Origin of the sequence: Kitasatospora sp. NRRL B-11411, assembly GCF_000721345.1 — a bacterium.
Lineage (GTDB): Bacteria > Actinomycetota > Actinomycetes > Streptomycetales > Streptomycetaceae > Kitasatospora > Kitasatospora cineracea.
Genome location: NZ_JOGH01000061.1, coordinates 15,475 through 35,543 on the forward strand (window position 1 = coordinate 15,475; position 20,069 = coordinate 35,543).

Annotated in this window: 17 protein-coding genes; 13 read left to right on the plus strand and 4 right to left on the minus strand. The window is 73.5% G+C overall.

The features are described from left to right. Positions 1-155: 155 nt before the first annotated feature. Positions 156-920 carry a GNAT family N-acetyltransferase gene (locus tag IH44_RS0124415; protein ID WP_030461853.1) on the minus strand — a complete coding sequence of 255 codons (765 nt, stop codon included), beginning with the start codon at positions 918-920 and terminating at the stop codon, positions 156-158. Positions 921-1,139: 219 nt separating this feature from the next. Here IH44_RS0124415 and IH44_RS0124420 point away from each other — a divergent pair, with 219 nt between their 5' ends. Further along, a complete protein-coding gene (locus tag IH44_RS0124420; protein WP_157852451.1) occupies positions 1,140-1,682 on the plus strand; it encodes a hypothetical protein in 543 nt (180 codons plus the stop codon). A 118-nt stretch (positions 1,683-1,800) separates the two neighbouring features. On the opposite strand, the gene IH44_RS49175 is transcribed toward IH44_RS0124420, so the two are convergent. Beyond that, complete coding sequence (locus IH44_RS49175; RefSeq protein ID WP_157852452.1) at positions 1,801-2,943, minus strand: hypothetical protein; 1,143 nt, start codon at positions 2,941-2,943, stop codon at positions 1,801-1,803. Between the two features lie 555 nt (positions 2,944-3,498). Here IH44_RS49175 and IH44_RS0124430 point away from each other — a divergent pair. The 10 genes from IH44_RS0124430 (at position 3,499) to IH44_RS0124475 (ending at position 16,120) form a co-directional block, all read left to right on the plus strand. Next, positions 3,499-5,055 carry an amino acid adenylation domain-containing protein gene (locus IH44_RS0124430; RefSeq protein ID WP_030461856.1) on the plus strand — a complete coding sequence of 519 codons (1,557 nt, stop codon included), beginning with the start codon at positions 3,499-3,501 and terminating at the stop codon, positions 5,053-5,055. Positions 5,056-5,380: 325 nt separating this feature from the next. Continuing rightward, complete coding sequence (locus IH44_RS0124435; RefSeq protein ID WP_232795068.1) at positions 5,381-5,668, plus strand: phosphopantetheine-binding protein; 288 nt, start codon at positions 5,381-5,383, stop codon at positions 5,666-5,668. Further along, positions 5,665-7,152, plus strand: coding sequence for an FAD-dependent oxidoreductase (locus IH44_RS0124440; protein ID WP_232795069.1), 1,488 nt, complete (start codon positions 5,665-5,667; stop codon positions 7,150-7,152). The genes IH44_RS0124435 and IH44_RS0124440 overlap by 4 nt, the downstream gene beginning before the upstream one ends. 105 nt (positions 7,153-7,257) lie before the next feature. Beyond that, a complete protein-coding gene (locus IH44_RS0124445; RefSeq protein WP_051817272.1) occupies positions 7,258-9,051 on the plus strand; it encodes a class I adenylate-forming enzyme family protein in 1,794 nt (597 codons plus the stop codon). Beyond that, positions 9,051-10,475 (plus strand): KamA family radical SAM protein, encoded by a 1,425-nt coding sequence (locus IH44_RS46670; protein ID WP_051817273.1) that lies wholly within the window; start codon positions 9,051-9,053, stop codon positions 10,473-10,475. Before IH44_RS0124445 ends, IH44_RS46670 begins: the two co-directional genes overlap by 1 nt. Beyond that, positions 10,472-11,470: a RimK family alpha-L-glutamate ligase gene (locus IH44_RS0124455; protein ID WP_030461861.1), complete on the plus strand. Its 999-nt coding sequence runs from the start codon at positions 10,472-10,474 to the stop codon at positions 11,468-11,470. The genes IH44_RS46670 and IH44_RS0124455 overlap by 4 nt, the downstream gene beginning before the upstream one ends. Then, positions 11,467-12,684, plus strand: a complete 1,218-nt coding sequence (locus tag IH44_RS0124460) for a phenylacetate--CoA ligase family protein (RefSeq protein ID WP_030461862.1) — start codon at positions 11,467-11,469, stop codon at positions 12,682-12,684. The genes IH44_RS0124455 and IH44_RS0124460 overlap by 4 nt, the downstream gene beginning before the upstream one ends. Then, the gene (locus IH44_RS0124465; RefSeq protein WP_081967088.1) at positions 12,681-14,009 is read left to right on the plus strand and encodes an MFS transporter; all 1,329 of its coding nucleotides are present in this window, start codon (positions 12,681-12,683) and stop codon (positions 14,007-14,009) included. The genes IH44_RS0124460 and IH44_RS0124465 overlap by 4 nt, the downstream gene beginning before the upstream one ends. Continuing rightward, on the plus strand, positions 14,006-14,845 hold the full coding sequence (locus tag IH44_RS0124470; RefSeq protein ID WP_030461864.1) for an SDR family NAD(P)-dependent oxidoreductase: 840 nt from the start codon (positions 14,006-14,008) through the stop codon (positions 14,843-14,845). Before IH44_RS0124465 ends, IH44_RS0124470 begins: the two co-directional genes overlap by 4 nt. A gap of 12 nt (positions 14,846-14,857) precedes the next feature. After that, complete coding sequence (locus IH44_RS0124475; protein ID WP_030461865.1) at positions 14,858-16,120, plus strand: phenylacetate--CoA ligase family protein; 1,263 nt, start codon at positions 14,858-14,860, stop codon at positions 16,118-16,120. 42 nt (positions 16,121-16,162) lie between these two features. On the opposite strand, the gene IH44_RS0124480 is transcribed toward IH44_RS0124475, so the two are convergent. Then, entirely contained in the window at positions 16,163-16,873 is a 711-nt protein-coding gene (locus IH44_RS0124480; protein WP_107066613.1) for a ferritin-like domain-containing protein, read from the minus strand. 335 nt (positions 16,874-17,208) lie between these two features. Here IH44_RS0124480 and IH44_RS0124485 point away from each other — a divergent pair, with 335 nt between their 5' ends. Together IH44_RS0124485 and IH44_RS0124490 are read left to right on the plus strand one after the other, a co-directional pair. Next, positions 17,209-17,730, plus strand: coding sequence for a DUF4365 domain-containing protein (locus IH44_RS0124485; protein ID WP_157852453.1), 522 nt, complete (start codon positions 17,209-17,211; stop codon positions 17,728-17,730). Then, positions 17,709-18,878 carry a hypothetical protein gene (locus IH44_RS0124490; protein WP_030461868.1) on the plus strand — a complete coding sequence of 390 codons (1,170 nt, stop codon included), beginning with the start codon at positions 17,709-17,711 and terminating at the stop codon, positions 18,876-18,878. The genes IH44_RS0124485 and IH44_RS0124490 overlap by 22 nt, the downstream gene beginning before the upstream one ends. 19 nt (positions 18,879-18,897) lie before the next feature. Here the strand turns inward: IH44_RS0124490 and IH44_RS0124495 are convergent. Beyond that, positions 18,898-20,069, minus strand: a 1,172-nt coding sequence (locus IH44_RS0124495) for a reductase (protein WP_030461869.1), incomplete at its 5' end; no start/stop codon positions are given.

The window sequence follows — 20,069 nt, forward strand, 5'->3', positions numbered from 1 at the left end:
GGTGCCGTGCTTGGCCAGAAGCCCAGGTCGATCGTGATCACGGCAGGGCAGGGCAGCGCGGCGATTCGCCGCAGTTCTAGCCCGTGCCCGGGAGGATCCGCGTACCCCGCAGCGGACCGGGCCGGACGGCGGGCGGCTCGTGGGGTGCCGGTCGTTCAGGGGGTGACGGCGTGTTCGACGAACTGGCCGCAGGAGCGGAACCCCAGGCGGCGGTAGACCGGTTCTCCGTCGGTCGACGCCTGGAGGACGGCGATGCGCCGGCCCCGCTCCCGGGCTGCGCGAAGTGCGGCCAGCGTGATGGAGCCGCCGTAGCCGCGTCGGCGGTGGGCGGCCAGGGTGGAGATGTTGTAGATGCCGGCGACTTCCGCGTGGTGGAACACTTCGGCGGAGCAGACCGGGCGGTTCTCCAGGTAGCCCACCAGGTACCGGGCCGGGCAGGTCTCGGCCAGCGCCTGCGGGGCGGCCCGGGCGAAGAACTCGCGGACGGTTTCGGCGGGTGGATTCCAGTTCGCGGCGAGGACCGTCGCGTAGTCGGCGAGCTGCTCGGGCGTGGTCACCGGCCGGATGTCCAGTCCCGGGACATCGGCGGGCGGCAGGGCGTCGTCCAGTTCGGCCCACATCGCCGTCTCCCGTTCGGACTCCGGCAGGCCGGCCGCCGTCAGGCGGGCCGTGAGGTCCGCCGGTGTCGAGGCGGGACCCACCCACCAGGAGAAACCGCGACCGGTACCGGCCAGGGCCCCGACCGTCTCGGTGATGCGGGCCGTGGCGTCGGCCTCGGTGAAGCGGGCCGCGGCGACGATGTTGAACGTGTCGTCGTCCAGGCCGCTGTCCGCGACCAGGACGTCGTCTGTCGCTGTGACGGTCGCACCGGGCATCCTCCGGTGCAGGTGACAGGCGTGTTCCGCCAGGTTCTGCTCCATCCTGTCCGCCAAGTCGGCTTCATCCGAGAAATGATCGTTCATGGTGGTTGATCCCAGCACGACCAGCTGGGAATTGCACGCCGTTTTCGGCAGCGTCACGCCGGTGAGCAGCACTTCCGACACCCGTCCTGGTACCGCGTCAGGCAACGTTCGCCCTGGCCGGTAGTCGGCCGGCCCCGTAGGCTGCACGGCGGTTCGCGCATGCATGCAGGGGGCGTTGTGGCAGTCATGTTCACGTTGGTGGTCAACTTCGGGGACGACCTCGAGGCTGCTCGGGTGGCCGCCGCGACCGCAGCGGGATGGCCGCCGCTCAAGGCTGGACACCATCGCATCCCGCTGCATCCCGCGACGATCACCTCGGAAACCTCGGAGTACTCGGAGTCCGTGGTGTACGCGCAGCTTTCCGTCCTGCCGGTTGCGGTGGGTTTCGGCGCGGCCCCGGACCGGAGGTTGCCGCGGATCGGACTGACGTCGGAAGAGCTCACCGAGCTGGGCCGCGGCCTCTACGGCCTGCTCGCGGAGTTCGACGGGTACCTGGCGGCCATGGTCGGATGGGACCCGGACTCGCTGGTCGACACGGAGTATCTGCGAGCGGATCTGACTGACGAGCTCACGAACGGAGTCCCTGACGGCCTGGTGGTGTCGGAGCAGCTCCACCGCGATCTCGGGGCGGGACGCCACTTCGCCCCGTTCGCTCCGGGCTTCGTGTGGATTCCGTGGCGGGGCGTGGAGCCCTCCACTCTGACCGTCGACAAGCCGTGACCGAAGTCCGGCCCGGGTGACGTTGCTCGGTGGTCGGTGGTCGGTGGTCGGTGGTCGGATGGGGCGCGTAGTCGTCGCGGACGGTCTGATGTGGCGTCAGGAACCGTCCGGCCGGGCGTCAGCCGAGTGGTTTCCGGTGTGCCCGGCCCGGGCGGTCGGTGAGGGCGAGGAGGAGGGTGGCGGTGGCGGGGAGGGTGGCCATGGCGCGGAGGAGGGCGGTTTCGGGGTAGGTGTCGTGGTGGAGGGCGGCGAGGGCGGTCAGGAGGGCTGCGGCGGCGGCGAGTCGGGGATGCGCGAAGCCGAGGCCGTAGCGGACGGCGAGGGCGGGGACCAGGAACAGGGCGAGGGTGCGGCCGAGCAGGGTGGCGAGGGCGGTGGTGCCGGGGCCGGTCCGGGTGGTGGGCGGGCGGCGGTCGCGGGTGGTGGCGGTGAGGACCGCGAGGGCGAGGGCGGCCTCGGGGAGGCGGGCGGGCAGGTGGCGGAGGTTGTAGAGCAGGGCGGTGTCGTAGACGACCATCACCAGGGTGCCGACGGCCCACAGTTCGGTGGTGAAGCGGAGCAGTCCGAGGGTGTCGGTCCGGCGTTCGGGGCCGGGTGCGCGGCGGGCGGCGCGGAGCAGCAGCGGTGTGGTGAGCAGGGCGGAGAGCACCCGGATCGTCACGTCCTGGACGGTCCACGGGTTGTGCAGTCCCCATTCGACGGCGCCGAACACCAGGGTGTAGGAGGTGGCGGTCGCGGCCAGCAGCGCGGGTGAGCCGAGGGTGGCGCGCAGCAGGGCGGGGCTGAGGCGGTGCAGCACCGTCGCGTAGGCGGTCAGGACGAAGGGCAGCTCGAGGAACGCTTGGACCCGCAGCACCGTCGGCGCGAACAGCCGGGGGGCGGGCAGGTGGGCGGCCAGCGCCCGGATCGCCGGGTGGCCGGTCGGTTCGGCGAACCAGCCGGGCGGCAGGTAGCGGGTGACGTACCCGGCGTCGCCGCCGTGCACTCGCACCAGGTAGGCGGAGCAGAGCAGTTGGTTGAGGTAGAGCAGTCCGGTCACCGCGGCCAGCAGGATTTCCGGCCGCACGCCCCTGCCGGAGGCCGGTGCCCGGTCGGGGGCCGGTGCCCGGTCGGGACCGGAGGTGCGGTCGGAACCGGAGGTACGGTCGGCGGTCGGGGCGCGGTCGGCGGTCGGGGCGCGCAGGGCCCGGGGGGCGAGCAGCAGGGCGGCGGCGGTCGAGCCGAGGACGGCGGCGTCGACCAGCAGCGCGGTGGTCGTCATCCGGGAGATGCTACTGCCGTCGGTCACGGCGCGTCACCGCGGGCGGGGGCGGGCGGAACGGCGGTGGAGGAACGGGTTCCGGGGGCGGGGGGCGGATGGGTTCCGGGACGAGGGGGGCGGTGGTTTCGGGGATTGCGTCCGGCCCCGGGAATGCGAGGGCTGGTCTTTACCCGGGAAAAGTAGGTTCGGACACCAAGCACACTCTGTCGGCCGGGGCGGCTATCGCCCGCACGGGCCCTTCCGCCGCGTTCCGGGCGGCTTACGGGGAGTCGGCGGACGGCCTGCGGAACGGGGCGTCGATTCGCTGACGCACGGTCACCCGCCGGGCCCGGCCGGGGTGGTGGCGGGGCGGGGCGGGTGGCCACGGGTCTGCACCGGGCCGGTTCCGGTGATCACGGAACGTGATCAAGGGGTGGGTGGCGGGCGTTCACGAGTCGGGCACGGATTCCTCGAACGGTCCACCCAGCAACCATTGTGGGGCCGGATGGTGCGGGGTAGAGTCCCGGTTCGCCGAAGCACGGACGGGTCACCTCCGGGCATTTTCTTGGAGCGCTCATGTCAAAGAAAGGCGGCGTCAACAGACCGGGTCCCGACCTGTTCGACGCGTTCGCGGAAACCGCTCTCCGATGGCCCGAACGGGTCGCGCTCGATTCTCCCGGAAGCACCCTCAGCTACCGTCAACTCGCCCTGTCCGCCAGCAGGTTGGCGGATGCGCTGGGTGACCGGCCGGGCCCGGTGGCGGTGTCCGCCCGGCACGCGCCGGAGACCGTGACCGCGCTGCTGGGCATCCTCGCGGCGGGCGGCACGTACGTCCCGCTGGACCCGTCCTTCCCGGTGGAGCGGCAGCGGGCGATGGCGTCCGCGGCCGGGTGCACCGCGCTGGTGGGTGCGGCCGGGCAGGCCGCCGCGCTCGGGCTGCCGCACCTCGAACCGGCGGGCCGGGCAGGCGAGTTACCGGCAGGGGCCGATGCGGAGCGAGTGCGGCCGCCGGTGGCCGTCGGGCCGGACGATCCCGCCTACCTGCTGTTCACCTCGGGGTCGACGGGGCGGCCGAAGCCGGTGCTGACGCCGCGCGGGGCGATCTCGGCGGTGGCCGGGTCACTGCGCGCACTGTTCGACGTACGTCCCGAGGACCGGGTGCTGCAGTTCGCCTCGCTGAACTGGGACACCTGCTTCGAGGAGATCCTGCCGGCCCTGACCGCCGGGGCCCGGCTGGTGTTCGACCCGGAGGCGCACTCGGCCTCCTTCCCCCGGCTGCTGCGGGCGGTGGAGCGGCGCGGCGTCACCGTGCTGGACCTGCCCACCGCGTTCTGGCACGAACTGGTGCTGCACCTCGCGGAGGACGGCCCGAACGCCGAACTGCCCGCCTGCCTGCGGCTGGTGGTGATCGGCGGCGAGGCCGCCGACCCGGCCCGGCTGGCGGACTGGAGCCGGCTGGCGGACAGCGGGCGGATCCGGCTGCTGAACACCTACGGCTGCACCGAGACCACCCTGATCACCCACGCGGTGGACCTGCTCGGCCCCGACACCCCGGAGCCGGGCCGCCGCTGGGACCCGGCCGAGCGCGCGCCGATCGGCCGCGCCCTGCCGCACGTCGAGGAACTGCTCACCGCCGAGGGCGAGTTGCTGATCGGCGGCGCCGCGCTGGCGACCGGCTACCCCGGCCTGCCGGAGACCACCGCGGAGCGCTTCACCGAGCGGGCCGGCCGGCGCTGGTTCCGCACCGGCGACCGGGTCTCCCGGGACCCGGACGGGGTGCTGACCCACCGCGGCCGGATCGACCACGAGGTGAAGATCCGCGGCATCCGGGTCGACCCGGCCGAGGTGGAGGCCGCGCTGGGCGCCCACCCCCGGGTGGGGCTGGCGGCCGTCACCGCGACCACCCTGGCCGGCCGCACCGCGCTGGTCGCCTACGTCGTCCCGCGCGCCGGGGCCACCGACCCGGCGCCGCCGACCGCCGAGGAACTCCTGCGCCACCTGCGGGAGTCGCTGCCCGCGCACCTCGTCCCGAGCCGGCTCGCAGTCGTCCCCGAGCTGGCCCGCACCGCCGGCGGCAAGATCGACCGCGCCGCCTCGCACCGCCTGCACGCCGGGGCCGCCGCACCGGCCTGAGCCGCCCCACCTGAGCCGCCCCGGCCTGAGCCGCCCCGACCCGAGCCGCTCCGACTGAAACACCCTGGCTGAAACACCCCGCTCGAACCGTCTCGCCGGAGCCCGCCGCCTTTCCCCGCAGCGAGCCCGGCAACCGGCAACCGGCAGCACCGCTGTCCCGCCGTACCGCGCACCACCTCGCGCACCCACCGCACCGTCGCACCGCGCACCACCGCACCGCGTACCGCTGCACTCCGCACCACCCGACCACGCACAGCACCGCGCACCACGCACCGCTGGCACCACCGGACCACGCGCACCCCGCACCGGTCGAAGGAGACCCCTGATGAGCCTCGACATGCCCGCCGTCACGCCCGCCGCCCCGCCGTCCCCCTCCGGCGCGGAGCTGCTCGACTCGCTGACGGCGGTGTTCCGCCGCGTCCTGGAGCTGGCCGAGGTGCCCGCGGACGGCAACTTCTTCCTGCTGGGCGGGGATTCGCTGGTCGCCACCCGGGTGCTGAGCGCGGTGGCCCGCACCCACGGAGTCGAACTGACCTTCGAGGAGTTCCTCGCCGACCCGACCCCGGCGGGCCTGGCCGGCCGCGTCAGCACGGCCCTCGCGGCCGCCCGGTGAGCGCCGCCGCGCTCACCCCGTCCCGGCCCGCCGCCCCGCGTTCGGCCCTGGTGGTCGGCGCCGGCCTGGCCGGGCTGACCGCCGCCGTGGAACTGGCCGAGCACGGGGTGCGGGTGACGGTGCTGGAGGCCCGGGAGCGGGTCGGCGGGCGGGCCCGGGGCATCGAGGTGGCGCCCGGGCGGTGGATCGACGCGGGCGCCGCGTACCTGGGCGACCGGCACACCGAGCTGCACGCCCTGCTGGCCGCCTGCGACCTGAAGACCGCGCCGACCGAGATGGCCGGGGCCAGCCGGTTCGCGCTGCGGGACGACGACGGCGACGGCGCGACCGCCGACGGGCGGTTCCCGCCGCTGAACGCGGTCGCCCTGGGCGACCTGTTCGAGCGGCTGGAGGAGCTGGCCGCGGCCGTCCGCCCGGACGCGCCCTGGCTGACCCCGGACGCCGAGCGGCTCGACGCGCTGACCGCCGCCGACTGGGCCGAGCGCGAACTCGCGTACCCCGACGCCAAGTTGTTCTTCCCGCTGTTCCTCGGCGAGATGATGGCCGCCGACCCGGCGAAGGTCTCCGTCCTGCACATGGCCTTCTACCTGCGCTCCGGCGGCGGCCTGCGCTACCTGAACGCCTTCGCGGGCGGCGCCCAGCAGGACCGGGTCGCGGGCGGCGCGCACCGGCTGTGCGAACGGCTGGCCCGGCGGCTGCTGGACGCCGGCGGGGTGCTGCGCACCGGCGAGCCGGCGCTGGCCGTCGAGCAGTCCGACGCGGAGGTCACCGTCCGTACCCCGGAAGGGAGTTACCGGGCGGAGGCGGCCGTGGTGGCGGTGCCGCCGCTGCTCGCGGACGCGATCGGGTACCGGCCCGGGCTGCCGGTGCCGCGGGCCGCGTCGCGGACCGAGCGGGGCTGCGCGGTGAAGCTGAACCTGGTCTTCCCGGAGCCGGTGTGGCGGGCGCACGGTCTGTCCGGCTGGTCGGTGAACGCGGCCGGCCCGCTGCTGTCCACGGTGGACGACACCCCGCCGGAGGGCTCGCCGGGCGTGCTGACCGGCTTCGTCACCGGCGCGGAGGCGCACCGCTACGCCGCGCTGGAACCCGGCGAGCAGCGGGCGGCGGCGCTGGCCCAGGCCCGGCGGCTGTTCCCGATGCTGCCCGAGCCGATCGGCTTCCACCTCACCGACTGGGTCAACGAGCCGTGGAGCCGGGGCTGTTACGCCGCGCTGTTCGGCCCCGGCGACTGGACGGCGCTCGGGCCCACGCTGACCGCCCCGCACGGCCGGGTACGGTTCGCGGGCACCGAGACCAGCACCGAGTTCTTCGGCCTGCTGGAGGGCGCGGTCCGCTCGGGCCGCCGGGCGGCCGCCGACCTGCTCGCCGCCGGGCCGAACGCCGCCGGGCCGAATTCCGCCGCGCCGATCGCCACCGACCCGGGCGCCACCGACCCGAGCGCCACCGGCCCGAACGCCGCCCCGCTCGGCAACTTCGACAACTGACGAACCGTCAGATTCCTTCGCTTTCAAGCCTTTCGGGCTTCTTCCCGGACCGGTGTCCGCCCCGCGGGGGCGGGCCCGGCGACCAGTCCTGCTTGGAGACCTCCCATGAGCGACCAGACGCCCCTCGCCCCGCTGCCCGTCCGGGAGCGGTTCATGACCGACCCGGACCTCGGGGCGGGGAACTTCCTCGACCGGGCCGCCGAGGCGAACCCGAACCGGGCGGTGCCGTACGCGTTCGACCACCGGCTGGACCACCGCGGGCAGGTGGTGCTGATCGGGCACAGCCTGCTGGACCTGGTGGCGCTGCGCGACCGGTACGCGGCCTGGTACCACGCGATGGGGGTGCGGCCGGGCGAGCCGGTGGGCGTGGTGGTGGCGGAGGGGCTGGAGCCGCTGCTGCACTTCTTCGCGCTGACCGCGCTGGGCGCCGTCCCCGCGCTGGTCAACGACGCGATGCGGCCGGACGTGATGGTCCGCTACCTGGACCACGTCGGCGTGGTCGGGGTGGTCGCGGACGACACCACCCGGCTGTCCGCGGCGTACCGGCAGGACCCGCGCCGCCGGCCGCGGTTCCTGGCGCTGACCGCCGAGGTGCAGGCGTCCGACCCGGCCGTGGCGGCGCTGCCGGAGCAGTACCCGTACCGGCACGCGCCCGAGGACGTGGTGGCGCTGATCCACTCCTCGGGGACGACCGGCACCCCGAAGTCGACGATCCTGGCGCACCGGCAGTTCTGGGAGGGCAAGCAGCCGCGGATGGTGCGCTTCCCGGCCGAGCCGTCCGACCGGCTGATGTCGCTGATGCCGCACACCCACGCGGGCGGCCTGAGCTACTTCCTGACCACCACCCTGCTGGGCCTGCCGACGGTGGTGATGGCGGGCTGGCGGCGCTCGGTGGTGGAGCCGGTGATGGAGGCGTTCCAGCCGACCATGGTGGCCTCCTTCCCGCGCACCTTCGTCGAGTTGGCGACCGGCGAGCTGCCGGTGCGGGGCGCGGCCCGGGTGCACTCCTGGTTCAACACCGGCGACAGCGCGCACTACGGGCACGTCCGGCGGCTGGTGCAACTCGGCGAGCGCCCGGCCGGGTTGGTCAGGCCGTGGCTGCTGCCGCAGGAGAAGGAGGGCCGACCTGCTCTGCCCGGTTCGCAGTTCGTGGACGGGCTGGGCTCCTCCGAGATGGGCATGGCGCTGTTCGGGCAGGTCACCTCGCCGGAGACGGCGCGTGCCGACCGCTGCGTGGGCAAGCCGTCCGAGGTGGTGGAGCGGGCCGCCGTGCTGGACGAGGACGGCGTCGAAGTCCCGGACGGGACACCCGGGTTGCTGGCGGTGCGGGCGCCCTCGATCACGCCGGGGTACTGGAACAACGAGCGGCTGACGGCGAGCTTCCACCGGTCCGGGTACTGGCTGACCGGCGACGTCGCCTACCGGGACGCCGAGGGCCGGTTCTTCCACCTGGACCGGACGGTGGACGTGATCGACACCCTGGACGGGCCGGTGTACAGCCTGCCGCTGGAGGAGGTGCTGCTCGCCGACTGCGCCGAACTGGTGCAGGACTGCTCGGTGGTGGGCGTCCCGCACCCGGCCGGCGGGCAGCGGCCGGTGGCCGTGGTGCTGCTCCAGGCGGGGGCGCACGTCACCGACGAGGCAGGGCTGTTGGCGGCCGCCAACGCCGAACTCGGCCGGGCCGGGCTGGCGGAGCTGGCCGCACTGCGGGTGGCCCGGACCGAGGCGGAGTTCCCGCTCGGCCCGACCGGCAAGGTGCTCAAGCGCGAGCTGCGCACCCGGCACGCCGGCCTGCTCACCGGCCCGGCCGCCGGTACGACCACTGCCCCGACCGCCGCCCCGACCGCCACCTCGCCCGCCGTCCAGACCGCGGCCTCGGCCGCCCCGAGAGCCTCCTGATGGGGCGCCAGGACACCCCGCAGCCGTACCAGTACGTGCGGCAGCCGCTGGTCGAACCGGACTGGCGGCGGCTGCCGGGCTGGCGGGAGGTGACGGCCGCGCAGTGGCGGGACGCGCAGTGGCAGCGCTCGCACTGCGTGCAGGGCGAGCGGCAGCTGCGGCAGGTGTTCGGGCCGCTGCTGACCGACCGGTTCTACGACGAACTCGCGGCCGACCAGCGGGAGTTCGCGACCATGTCGGTGCTGGTGCCGCCGCAGATGCTGAACACCATGGCGGCGGGCGCGGAGTTGGCGCCGGAGGCGTTCACCGAGGCGTTCCTGGCCGACCCGGTGCGGCGCTACATGCTGCCGGTGCGCTCGGACCGGCTGCCGTCCTGGCCCAGCCACCCGCTGGCGGCCCGGGACTCGCTGCACGAGGCGCAGATGTGGGTGGTGGAGGGGCTGACCCACCGCTACCCGACCAAGGTGCTGGCCGAGCTGCTCTCCACCTGCCCGCAGTACTGCGGGCACTGCACCCGGATGGACCTGGTCGGCCGCTCCACCCCGCAGGTCGCCAAGGCCCGGCTGGTGCTGCGTCCGGCCGACCGCGAGGAGCAGATGCTCGACTACCTCAAGCGCACCCCGTCGGTGCGGGACGTGGTGGTCTCCGGCGGCGACCTGGCGAACGTGCCGTGGCCGCGGCTGGAGGCGTTCCTGCTGCGGCTGCTGGAGCTGGGCTCGGTGCGGGACGTCCGGCTGGCCAGCAAGGCGGTGGTCGGCCTGCCCCAGCACTGGCTGCAGCCGAAGGTGCTGGCCGGGATGGAGCGGGTGGCCCGGCTGGCGGCCCGGCGTTCGGTCAACCTGGCGGTGCACACCCACGCCAACCACGCGGCGTCGGTGACCCCGCTGGTCGCGGAGGCGGCCCGCGGGCTGCTGGACGCGGGCGTGCGGGACGTGCGCAACCAGGGCGTGCTGATGCGCGGAGTGAACGACAGTCCGGAGGCGCTGCTCGACCTGTGCTTCGCGCTCCAGGGCGAGGCCAACGTCCTGCCCTACTACTTCTACCTGTGCGACGTGGTCCCCAACGCCGAGCACTGGCGGCTGCCGCTGGCCGCCGCGCAGCGCCTGCAGGAGGCGATCCTCGGCTACCTGCCGGGCTACGCGACGCCCCGGCTGGTGGCGGACGTGCCGCACGTCGGCAAGCGCTGGGTGCACCAGGCGGTGGGCTACGACCGGGTGCGCGGCATCTCGTACTGGACCAAGAACTACCGCACCGGGCTCGAACTGCGCGGCGGCGAGGGGGCGTTCGGCCCGGGCGGGCTGGGCCGCCGGTACCCGTACGTCGACCCGGTGGACACCCTGCCGCCGGAGGGCCGGGCCTGGTGGGCCGAACGGGCCGGTGCCGCGGGGAACTTCGACCTGAGTGAGCTGGAGGAGAGCGAGTGAGCGAGCAGCGGGCGCCGTTGCGCCGGATGTGCTGGATCTTCCCGGACCGGGAGTCGAGCCGGTCCGGGGCGATGTGGAAGCACTACTTCTGGGACATGTACGCGGAGATCGCCGCCGAGCTGGGCCTGGCGTGGACGATGCACGCGCCGGAGGCGGTGACGGTGGACGGCACCGACCCGGCCCGGCCGCGGGTGTACGTGGACGGCGAGCGGGTGACGCCGCAGGACACCCTGTTCATCACGGCGCTGTACTCGCTGCCGTACCAGTCGATGGACGTGTTCAACCAGTTGACGCTCTGCACGGTGCTGGAGCAGGCCGGGTTCTACCTGCCGTTCCCGGCGCAGGTGTCGCTGCTGGGCAACGACAAGCTGGCGACGGTGCTGTTCCTGGCCGACTCGCCGGTGCCCGCCGTCCCGTCGGTGCGGATCGGCTCCGGGCGGGACGTCTCCAAGCACCAGTACGAGGCGGCGCTGGACGGCCTGACCTTCCCGGCGATCGTGAAGCCGTCCGGCTGGTGCGGCGGCGGCGGGATCTGCCTGGCCCGCTCCCGGGAGGACGTGCGCGGCCTGGCCAGCCTGGCGCAGGGCGGCGACACCGTGCTGGTGGCGCAGCCGTACCTGGGGGACGGCACGGTCGACTACCGGGTGTACGTGGTCGACGGGCGCCCGTACGCGGCGCTGCGGCGCACCCCGGAGGCGGGCTCGCCGGTGGCCAACGCCAGCCGCGGCGGGTCGATGGAGTTCTGCCCCGTACCGCCCGAACTGGCCGACGCCACCGCCTACTTCGCCAAGAAGCTGCCGATCCCGTTCTTCTGCGTGGACTTCCTGCACGACGGGGAGCGGTTCTGGTTCTCCGAGCTGGAGCCGGACGGGGTGATCGCCCCGGACCTGGACGACCCGGCCCGGCCGGTGCAGCGGGAGGTGACCCGGGCCCGGTTCGCCGCCTACCGGGACGCGCACGCGGCGTTCGTCGCGGACGGGGGCGTGCGGCGATGACCTTCTCGCTCACCGAGGAGCAGGCGGCGGACGGCCTGGCGGTGGCCCGCCGGACGCTGGAACTGCTGCGCGGCGTACCGGAGTTCGGCGGACGGTATGCCTCCTGTCCGGCGCCGCGCACGCTGGCGGAGCTGGCCGCGCTGCCGCCGCTGGCCAAGGACGACCTGAACACCGCGCTGGCGTACCTGGAGCCGGCCGCCGAGCACGGCGCGACCTGGCTGTTCCAGAGCGGCGGCTCGACCGGGGCGCCGAAGGTCGGCTACGCGCCGACCGGGTTCTACATGGCGAAGGTGTTCGAGCACTGGCGGCCGCTGGAGCGGGACGACGTGTTCGTCAACGCCTGGGGCGCGGGCCGGATGTGGGGCGCGCACTTCCTGGCGGCGGGCCTGGCCGACCTGTCCGGCTGCCGGGTGATCGCGCTCGGGTCGGTGACGGCCGAGGAGTACCCGCAGTGGCTGGGCTTCCTGGCCGACCGGAAGGTCACCGCGATCGGCGGGACCCCGAGCGTGCTGCGGCTGTGGTTCGCGCACGCCCGCGCCGCCGGGATCGAACTGCCGTCGCTGCGCAAGGTGTTGTGGCTGGGCGAGGCGTGGCAGCCGCAGCTGGAGGAGGACCTGGCGGCGGTCGCGCCGAAGGCCCGCCGGCACGGCATGTTCGGTTCCACCGAGACCTGGGTGGTGGGCTCCAACTCGCCCGACTGCCCGGCCGACACCTTCCACCCGTTCCCGCACCAGCTGGTGCACGTCGGCGACGGCGGACTGCTGGACTTCACCTCGCTCGACCCGGCGATGCTCAACCCGGTGCTGCGCTACCGCACCGGCGACGCGGGCGAGTTGGCGCCCTGCCCGTGCGGGCGGCCGGGCCCGGCGATGCGGGTGCTGGGCCGCCGCGACAACGTGGTGCAGGTCCGCGGGCTGGGCCTGCACGTGGACGAGCTGCTGGCGCGGGTCGAGCGCGAGCCGGGCGTCAGCCGGGCCCAGGTGCTGGTCACCGAACGGGGCGGCCGGGCGCAGTCGGTGGACGTCCTGGTGCTCGGCGCGCTGCCGCCGGACCGCGCCGAGGCGCTGCGGCGCGAACTGCTGTCCGCCACCTTCACGTTGAGCACCGCCTTCGTGCACGACCCGGAGCAGGTGCGGGTGCGGGTGGTGGACGCGCTGGTCAGCAACGAACGCACCGGGAAGACCGCGGGCTTCGTGGTCCGGGAGGAAGCATGAAACGAGGGCTGGTGAAACTGCGCAAGCCCGAGCAGCTGGGCCGGGGCTTCAACCTGTTCTGGTTCGGCAAGTCGGTCTCCAACGTCGGCGACCGGGTGACGGTGTTCGTCGTCCCGACCCTGATGATCTTCGTGCTGCACGCCTCCGCGTTCCAGGTCGGCATCGTCGCCATGGCCCAGTACCTGGGCATTCCGCTGCTCGGCCCGGTGGCGGGCGTCCTGGTGGACCGCTGGGACAAGCGGCGCACCCTGATCGCCTGCGACCTGGTGCGGCTGGCGGCGGTCGCGGCGATCCCGGTCGCGTACTGGCTGGACCTCCTCTCCACGCCGCTGCTGTTCTGCTGCGTGGCGGCGGTCTCCGGGGCGACGATCTTCTTCAACGTCGGCTACCTGGTGGCCGTCCCGGCGGTGGTCGAGCAGCCGCACCTGGTGCGCGCCTACTCCCGGCTGGAGGGCAGCGGCTCGGTCGCCGAGGTCTCCGGACCGTCGATCGCCGCCGCCCTGTACGGGGCGCTCGGCGCGGCCTCGCTGCTGGTGGACGCCGCCAGCTACCTGGTCTCGGCGGTCTGCTTCCGCTGGATGCGGCCCTGGGGGCAGCCCACCGTCGCCCAGGGCTCGGTGTGGCAGCGGCTCACCCTCGGCTTCCGGCTGAACTGGCAGGACCCGGTGCTGCGCCGGGTGGTGCTGGCCGCCGTCACGCTCAACTCCGGCGGCCCGGTGTTCGTCACCGTGATGCCGGTGCTCGCCTACCGGGGCCTGGGCGTCACCGTCGGCGTGTACGGCGCCGCGATGTCCGCGGGCGCGGTCGGCGCGCTGCTGGGCGCGCTGGTCGCCCCGCGGATCGGCGAACGGCTCGGCATCGGACGGACGCTGGCCTGGGCGCTGCTGCTGCACTGCCTGGTCGGCCTGGGCGTGCTGGCCGCGCCCGCGCTGCCCGCCGGGCCGGTGATCGCCGTCACCATGGGCTGCTACGGCTTCTTCATGTCCTGCATCAACGTGTGCTCGGCGCCCGCCCGGCAGTCCCGGATGTCCGCGCAGCACCAGGGCGTCATGCACGCCGCGTTCCGCACCGCCACCTGGGGCGTCATCCCGCTCGCCGCGCTGGCCGGCGGCCTCGCCGTCTCGCTGCTCACCGGCCCGCTCGGCGTGCTGGACGCGGCCCGCTGGACCATGGTCGGCGGCACCCTGCTCGCCGCCTGCTCCTTCCTGCCCGCGCTCGGCATCCAGTCCCGGATGGACGCCGGCCTGCCGAAGGCCGTGGACCTCTTCCCCGAGCCGACCGCGCCCGCCGACGACGCCACCGAGCCTGCGGAGGCCACGAAGTGACGGACCGTCAGCACGTGCTGATCACCGGCTGCTCCTCCGGGATCGGGCTGGCCACCGCGGCGGCGGCCGACCGGGCGGGCTGGTCCGTGCTGGCCACCGTCCGCGACCCGGAGCGGGCCGACGCGCTGCGGGAGGCCGCGCCCGGGGCCGAGGTGCGGCGGCTGGACGTGACCGACGAGGAGTCGGTGGCGGCCTGCTTCGCCGGGATCGACCGGCTCGACGCGCTGGTCAACAACGCCGGGATCTCCAACTTCGACCCCACGCTGGAGATGTCCACCAGTGCGGCGCTGCGCGCCAACCTGGAGGTCAACTTCTTCGGCACCGTCGCCGTCTCGCGCGCCGCGATGCCGCTGCTGCGCGCCTCCGGCGGGCGGCTGCTGACCATCGGCAGCGTGCACGGCGTGATCGGCCAGCCCTTCAACGAGGCGTACTGCGCGGCCAAGTTCGCCGTCGAGGGCTTCATGGAGTCGCTCGCCCCGGTCGCCGCCGCGCACGGCGTGCGGGTCTCGGTGCTGGTGCCCGGCTACGTCCCCGACACCCGGTTCGGCATCTTCCCGGACGTCAACCGCCGTACCGTGCAGGCCGCTTCGGGCCCGTACGCGGACACCTTCGCCGCCTACGGCGACCGGATCGGCGCGCACTGGGCCGGCGCCGGGCAGCCCGCCGCGGAGGTCGCCGCGGCGGTGCTGCACGCGCTGGCCGAGGAGCGGCCGCCGTTCCGGATCCCGACCGGACCGTGGGCGGCGGCCTACCTGGACGCCAAGCTCGCCGACCGCGACGGCGCCGCCGTGCAGCGGCTCGCCCACGACTGGATCGGCCTGACCCCCCTGCCCTGAGGAGCAACCACCGTGCCCGCACTGCCCCTTCACGCGCTCGTCGACCACGCCCGGCGCCACTCGCCGTTCTACGCCGAGCTGTACCGCGACGTGCCCGCCGTCGTCACCTCGCTCACCCAGCTGCCCGTCATCGACCACGTCGCGTTCTGGTCCGCCAACCGCTGGCCGGACAACCGGCTGCTGACCGGGCCGCTGACCGACGCCGCCGTCTACAAGTCCGGCGGCACCACCGGCGCGCCCAAGTTCTCGCCGTGGACCCGCTCCGAGCACGTCGACTCGGTCAGCGCGTTCGGCGCCGGACTGGTCGACGCCGGGCTCAAGCCCGGGCAGAAGGTCGCCAACCTGTTCCGGGCCGGCGAGTTCTACAGCGGCTTCCTGTTCATCGAGGGCGCCCTGCACCACGCCCCGATCGACAACGTCCGGCTGCCGGTGGCCACCGCGCCCGACGAGTACGTCGCCGACCTGGTCCACTCCTTCGGCGTGGACGTGCTGGCGGGCGAGCCGATGAAGCTGTCCGCCGTCGCCGAGACCCTGCTCAAGCAGGAACGGCCCGCCCCGCAGGTCGAGTTGATCCTGTTCGGCGGCGACATCCTGTTCAACGACCTGCGCCCGCTGCTGCGCTCCGCCTTCCCCAACGCCGCGCTCTCCTCGATCGGCTACGCCTCGGTGGACGCCGGCCTGGTCGCCGGACCGGTGCCCGCCGGGGACGACCTGCGGGTCCACCGGGCCTTCCCGAACCGCACCGTGGTCGAACTCGTCGACGACACCACCGGCGAGCCGATCACCGAACCCGGCGTCCCCGGCCGGGTCGTGGTCACCAACCTGTTCCGCACCCTGGTCCCGATCCTGCGCTACCCGGCGGGCGACCGCGCCGAGTGGACCGACGCCTCCTGCACCACCTTCCGCCTGCTCGGCCGCTCCACCGAGGGCGCCCGGATCGGCATCGTCACCATGCCCACCGAGGACGTCCGCGACGTCCTGCTCGCCCACGACCCCGACCACCGCATCACCGGCCTGCAGTTCGTCCAGCGCCGCTGGGACGGCCGCGACGGCCTGCTCATCCGCCTCGGCCACACCACCCCCGCCCCGCCCCCCGCCGCCCTCACCGAGACCCTCCGGCAGGCCGTCCTCGACGCCCGGCCCGCGTACGTCTCCGAGACCGCGATCGGCGCGATCCACCCCCTGCAACTGGAGTGGGTCCCGCGCTCCGCACTCGTCACCAACCCCCGCACCGGCAAACTCCGCCAGGTCATCGACGAACGCCCCGCGCACTGACCGCCGGCCGTCCGGTCCGCCGGCCCCCGGCCGGCGGACCGGCTACCCCGCGAACGAATCCGCCGGCGCCCGTCCGTCCCGGGCCGTCAGCTGCGCGCCGACCGACCAGGCGTGGCGGGTGACGGCCAGCAGGAAGCGGCCCCGGGAGACCCGGACGGCGTGCAGGGCGGGGCCGTGGTCGACGGCGACGAACAGGGCGCCGGCCAGGGCCAGCAGCAGCCAGGTCAGGTGGGCGAACGGGCGGGCCACCGGGCCGAGTTCGGCGAAGGACTGGTGCAGCCGGCGGACGTGGAACGGGATGTGGCGCCGCTCGTCGTACAGGATCCGGTCGGTGACCTCGCGGGCCAGCGGGTCGGCCAGGCCGTCCCGCAGGCTGCGGTAGTACTCGACGGCGACCAGCTCGGCCACCATCAGCACCATCAACTCGGTGCGCAGGCCCAGCAGCCGGCGCACCCGGACGAAGATCCCGTCGCTCCAGTGCCCGTCCAGCAGCGGGACGCCGGCCGCGCCCAGCAGTTCGGCCAGCAGCCGCGCGTGGTTGCGCTCCTCGTCGACGAACAGCCGCACCGCCGCCGAGTACTCCGGGTCCCCCGCCCGGTCGGCCTTGGCCCGCAGGTTGGCCCCGTCCCCGTCCTCCCCCACCTGGAACTTCTGCAGGCTCCGCGCCACCACCGCGGGCAGTTCGACCCCGTGCTCCCACTCCGGGTCCGCGATCCACTCCCGCCGCGCCCGCTCCGCCTCGAACTCCGCCACCCACCCACCGAACCCGCTTCCGGGCATGGCTCCGCCCCCGCTCTCGTGCATGGTGCCGCGCCCGCCGCACCGACGGCGTGCGGGCGTACCGGGATGAACGCCACGGCTCGGTGGCGCACGACCAGTACGCTACCGCACTCCTGAACGCGTTCAAATAGCTGGACGCGGTGATGCGACCAGCCTGTCGACTGCCAAGCCGCCAGGTCGCCAGGTCACCACCGGGGAGACGGGAACGCCCTCTGGGGAAGCCTCCGGTGGCGCAAAGTTCCTGTTCGCCGTTTCAGGTTTTGTCGATTCGGTAGCAGAACTTGCGAGCGGTCTCCAGAATGCTGCGCATGACTGTGCCGATTCCGCGCATACCGAAGGACTTGTCACACATAGTGACGCTGAGTCCGAACACGGCCATAGGTCGCTACGGGGTCTCCTACGTCCGCTCGATCGTCAGTCAAGCCGGAGTCGGATTCAACGAAACCTCGTCGGACGAGGACGTCCTGGCCATCGATGCGACCGTCGAGTTCGACACCGCTCCTGCCAGGCTCCAGATCAAATGCACCACAGGCCTCACGATTGCCGGACGAAGCGCATCATGGAAGTCCGATCTGATCTGGCGGGAGCACTGGACGCAGAGCCTCCTTCCGGTCTATTTCGTTCTCGTCGTACTCGACGAGGTCGAACGGCCCCGATGGATCCATCACCATGAGGCCGGTACCGACCACAGGGCGGCAGCCTTCTGGACCCGGGTCGACCAGGCAGAGGCAGGCGCCCGCATACAGGTGCCCAAGGAACAGCGACTTACCGCCGATGTGCTGAGCATCTGGCATCAGGAGGTGGAGGCGTGTTTCAGTCCGGCGGCTTGAACGGAACCCCGGTAAGGGTTCCGACCGTTCCCCAGCTCGAGGCGTACATGCGTCAGACCGGGTGGACCGCCCAGCCACCGGGGGTCGGCGGAACATTCTGGACCAACGCGGGAAAAAAGATCGGCATTCCGGCGTGCACCGCGAACGACCCGGTGATCGCAAAAGGCGTGCTGGAGCGCCTGGCCACCCACGAACGCACCACCCCTGCCGTACTCGCCCCACGCGTCCGCTACTACCGCATGGATGTCACGCTCCTACGCGCAGCCAACGATCACCGAATCACGGACACCATTCCGTTCGAAGCCGCAGCCACCTTGATCAGTTCGGGCCGGAAGCTTCTCCGGGCTGCCGGTACCACGGCCCGGTACGAGCGGAGCGAGATCGGCGGCAGCTATTCCCGACACGGTGATGCCGTACTGGCGAAGGCCCGCATGGATCACACGCAGGAGGGCTCCTTCATCATCCCGATGCTGGTGCCACTGCCCGAGATGCCCGAACTGCCGGTAGCCCAGATGCAGCTTCCCGACCTGGAGCACCTCACCGCCCCGCGGGAGCCCTTCGAGCGGCGTGTCACCAGGACGCTCGCCCAGTCGCTCATGGCGGTGAAGGAGGTCATCGTCGACCCTGAACGTTCTCCCACCGTCCAGGACCTGCACGCCGTTGTCGAACGCGGCGTGAGCAGGGAGTTCTGTTCCGCCCTCGCACAGATTCTCTCCGCGCCCGCCGTCGCCGAGTTCGAGACCAGGTTCGGATGGGCAGCCGCCCTGCCGGGACCGTCCACCATGCCCACCTCGTTCACGATCGACGGCGCGGCCCAGGAGAAGGTCGAGCATGCCGCCGATCTGCTGAAACGGAGCCGGATCGACGCCACTTCGACGTTCTCGGGGAACATCATCGAGCTCCGACGGCGCGCCGACGACCCGTACGGTTTCGTTACCGTCTCCACCATCCGCCGCGGCAGAGCTGCGGAGATCCGCGTGCGCCTGCCGTTCGGCCAGTACCAGGACGCCGTGTCATGGCACCGCGCCCAGCGCGCGGTTCTGGTCGAAGGCGACGTGTCGCTGGGCACCGGGCGCCGGCTGGTCGTGGAGCATCCGCGGAAGTGCGTTCCGATCGACGAGATCCAGCTCCGGCTGACCGGCCTCTGAGCGATCGCCTCTCACCTCGTCAGTACACGTCGCGGACGTAGCGCTTCTCGGCGGCGAGGGACTTGACGTAGGCGGCGGCGTCGGCGGGGGTGAGGTTGCCGTGGGTGGTGGCGATGGTGTGGAGGGTGCGGTCGACGTCCTTGGCCATCCGGGAGGCGTCGCCGCAGACGTAGAGGTGGGCGCCGTCCTGGAGCCAGGACCAGAGGTGGTGGCCGTTCTCGCGCATCCGGTCCTGGACGTAGACCTTGGCGCGCTGGTCGCGGGAGAAGGCGGTGTTGAGGCGGGTGAGGGTGCCGTCGGCGAGGTGGGTGCTGAGTTCGTCGCGGTAGTAGAAGTCGGTGGCCTGGTGCTGCTCGCCGAAGAAGAGCCAGTTGGCGGCGCGGTGGCCGCGGGCGCGGCGGTCCTCGAGGAAGCCGAGGAAGGGGGCGACGCCGGTGCCGGGGCCGACCATGATCATGGGGATGTCGGGGTCGGCGGGCGGGCGGAAGTGCGGGGAGCGCTGGAGGTGGACGGGGACGGTGGCGCCGAGGTCGGCGTCGGCCAGGTGGGTGGAGCAGACGCCGCCGCGGGGCAGGCCCTTGAGGTTGTCCCAGCGGACCACCGAGACGGTGAGGGAGAGCAGGTGGGGGTCGGTGAGCGGGCTGGAGCAGATCGAGTACTGGCGGGGCTGGAGCCGGCCGAACACCTCGGCCCACTCCTGGGCGTCGGCCCGGACGCCGAACTCGGCGGCCACGTCGACGGCCTGCCGCCCCCACGTCCAGCCGGCCAGCACGTCGGTGCTGTCGGCGCGCAGCAGGGCGCGCAACTCGCGGTCGTCGCGGGTGCGTTCGGCGGTGAAGCGGAGCAGTTTGGGGGTGATCCGGGTGATGTCGAGGTGGCGGGTGAGGGCCTCGCGCAGCGGGAGTTCGCCGGGGCCGGGGAGGGTGACGGTGCTGTCGCCGGGCCTGCCGATGACGGCGAGCCACTCGTCGACCAGGGCGGGCGGGTTGACGGGGTGGACGGCCAGCGAGTCGCCGACGGCGTAGTCGAGGGGGAGGTCGAGGTCCCGGGTGTCGAAGGTGAAGCGGCGCACCTCCTTGCCGGAACCGGCCCCGGAGAGCAGCCGGTTGCCGACCAGCCGGGCCGGGACGGTGCTGCGGCGGGCGGTGGCGGCGGCCGGGGGCGGCGGCGGGGGCGGGACGGGGCGGGGGA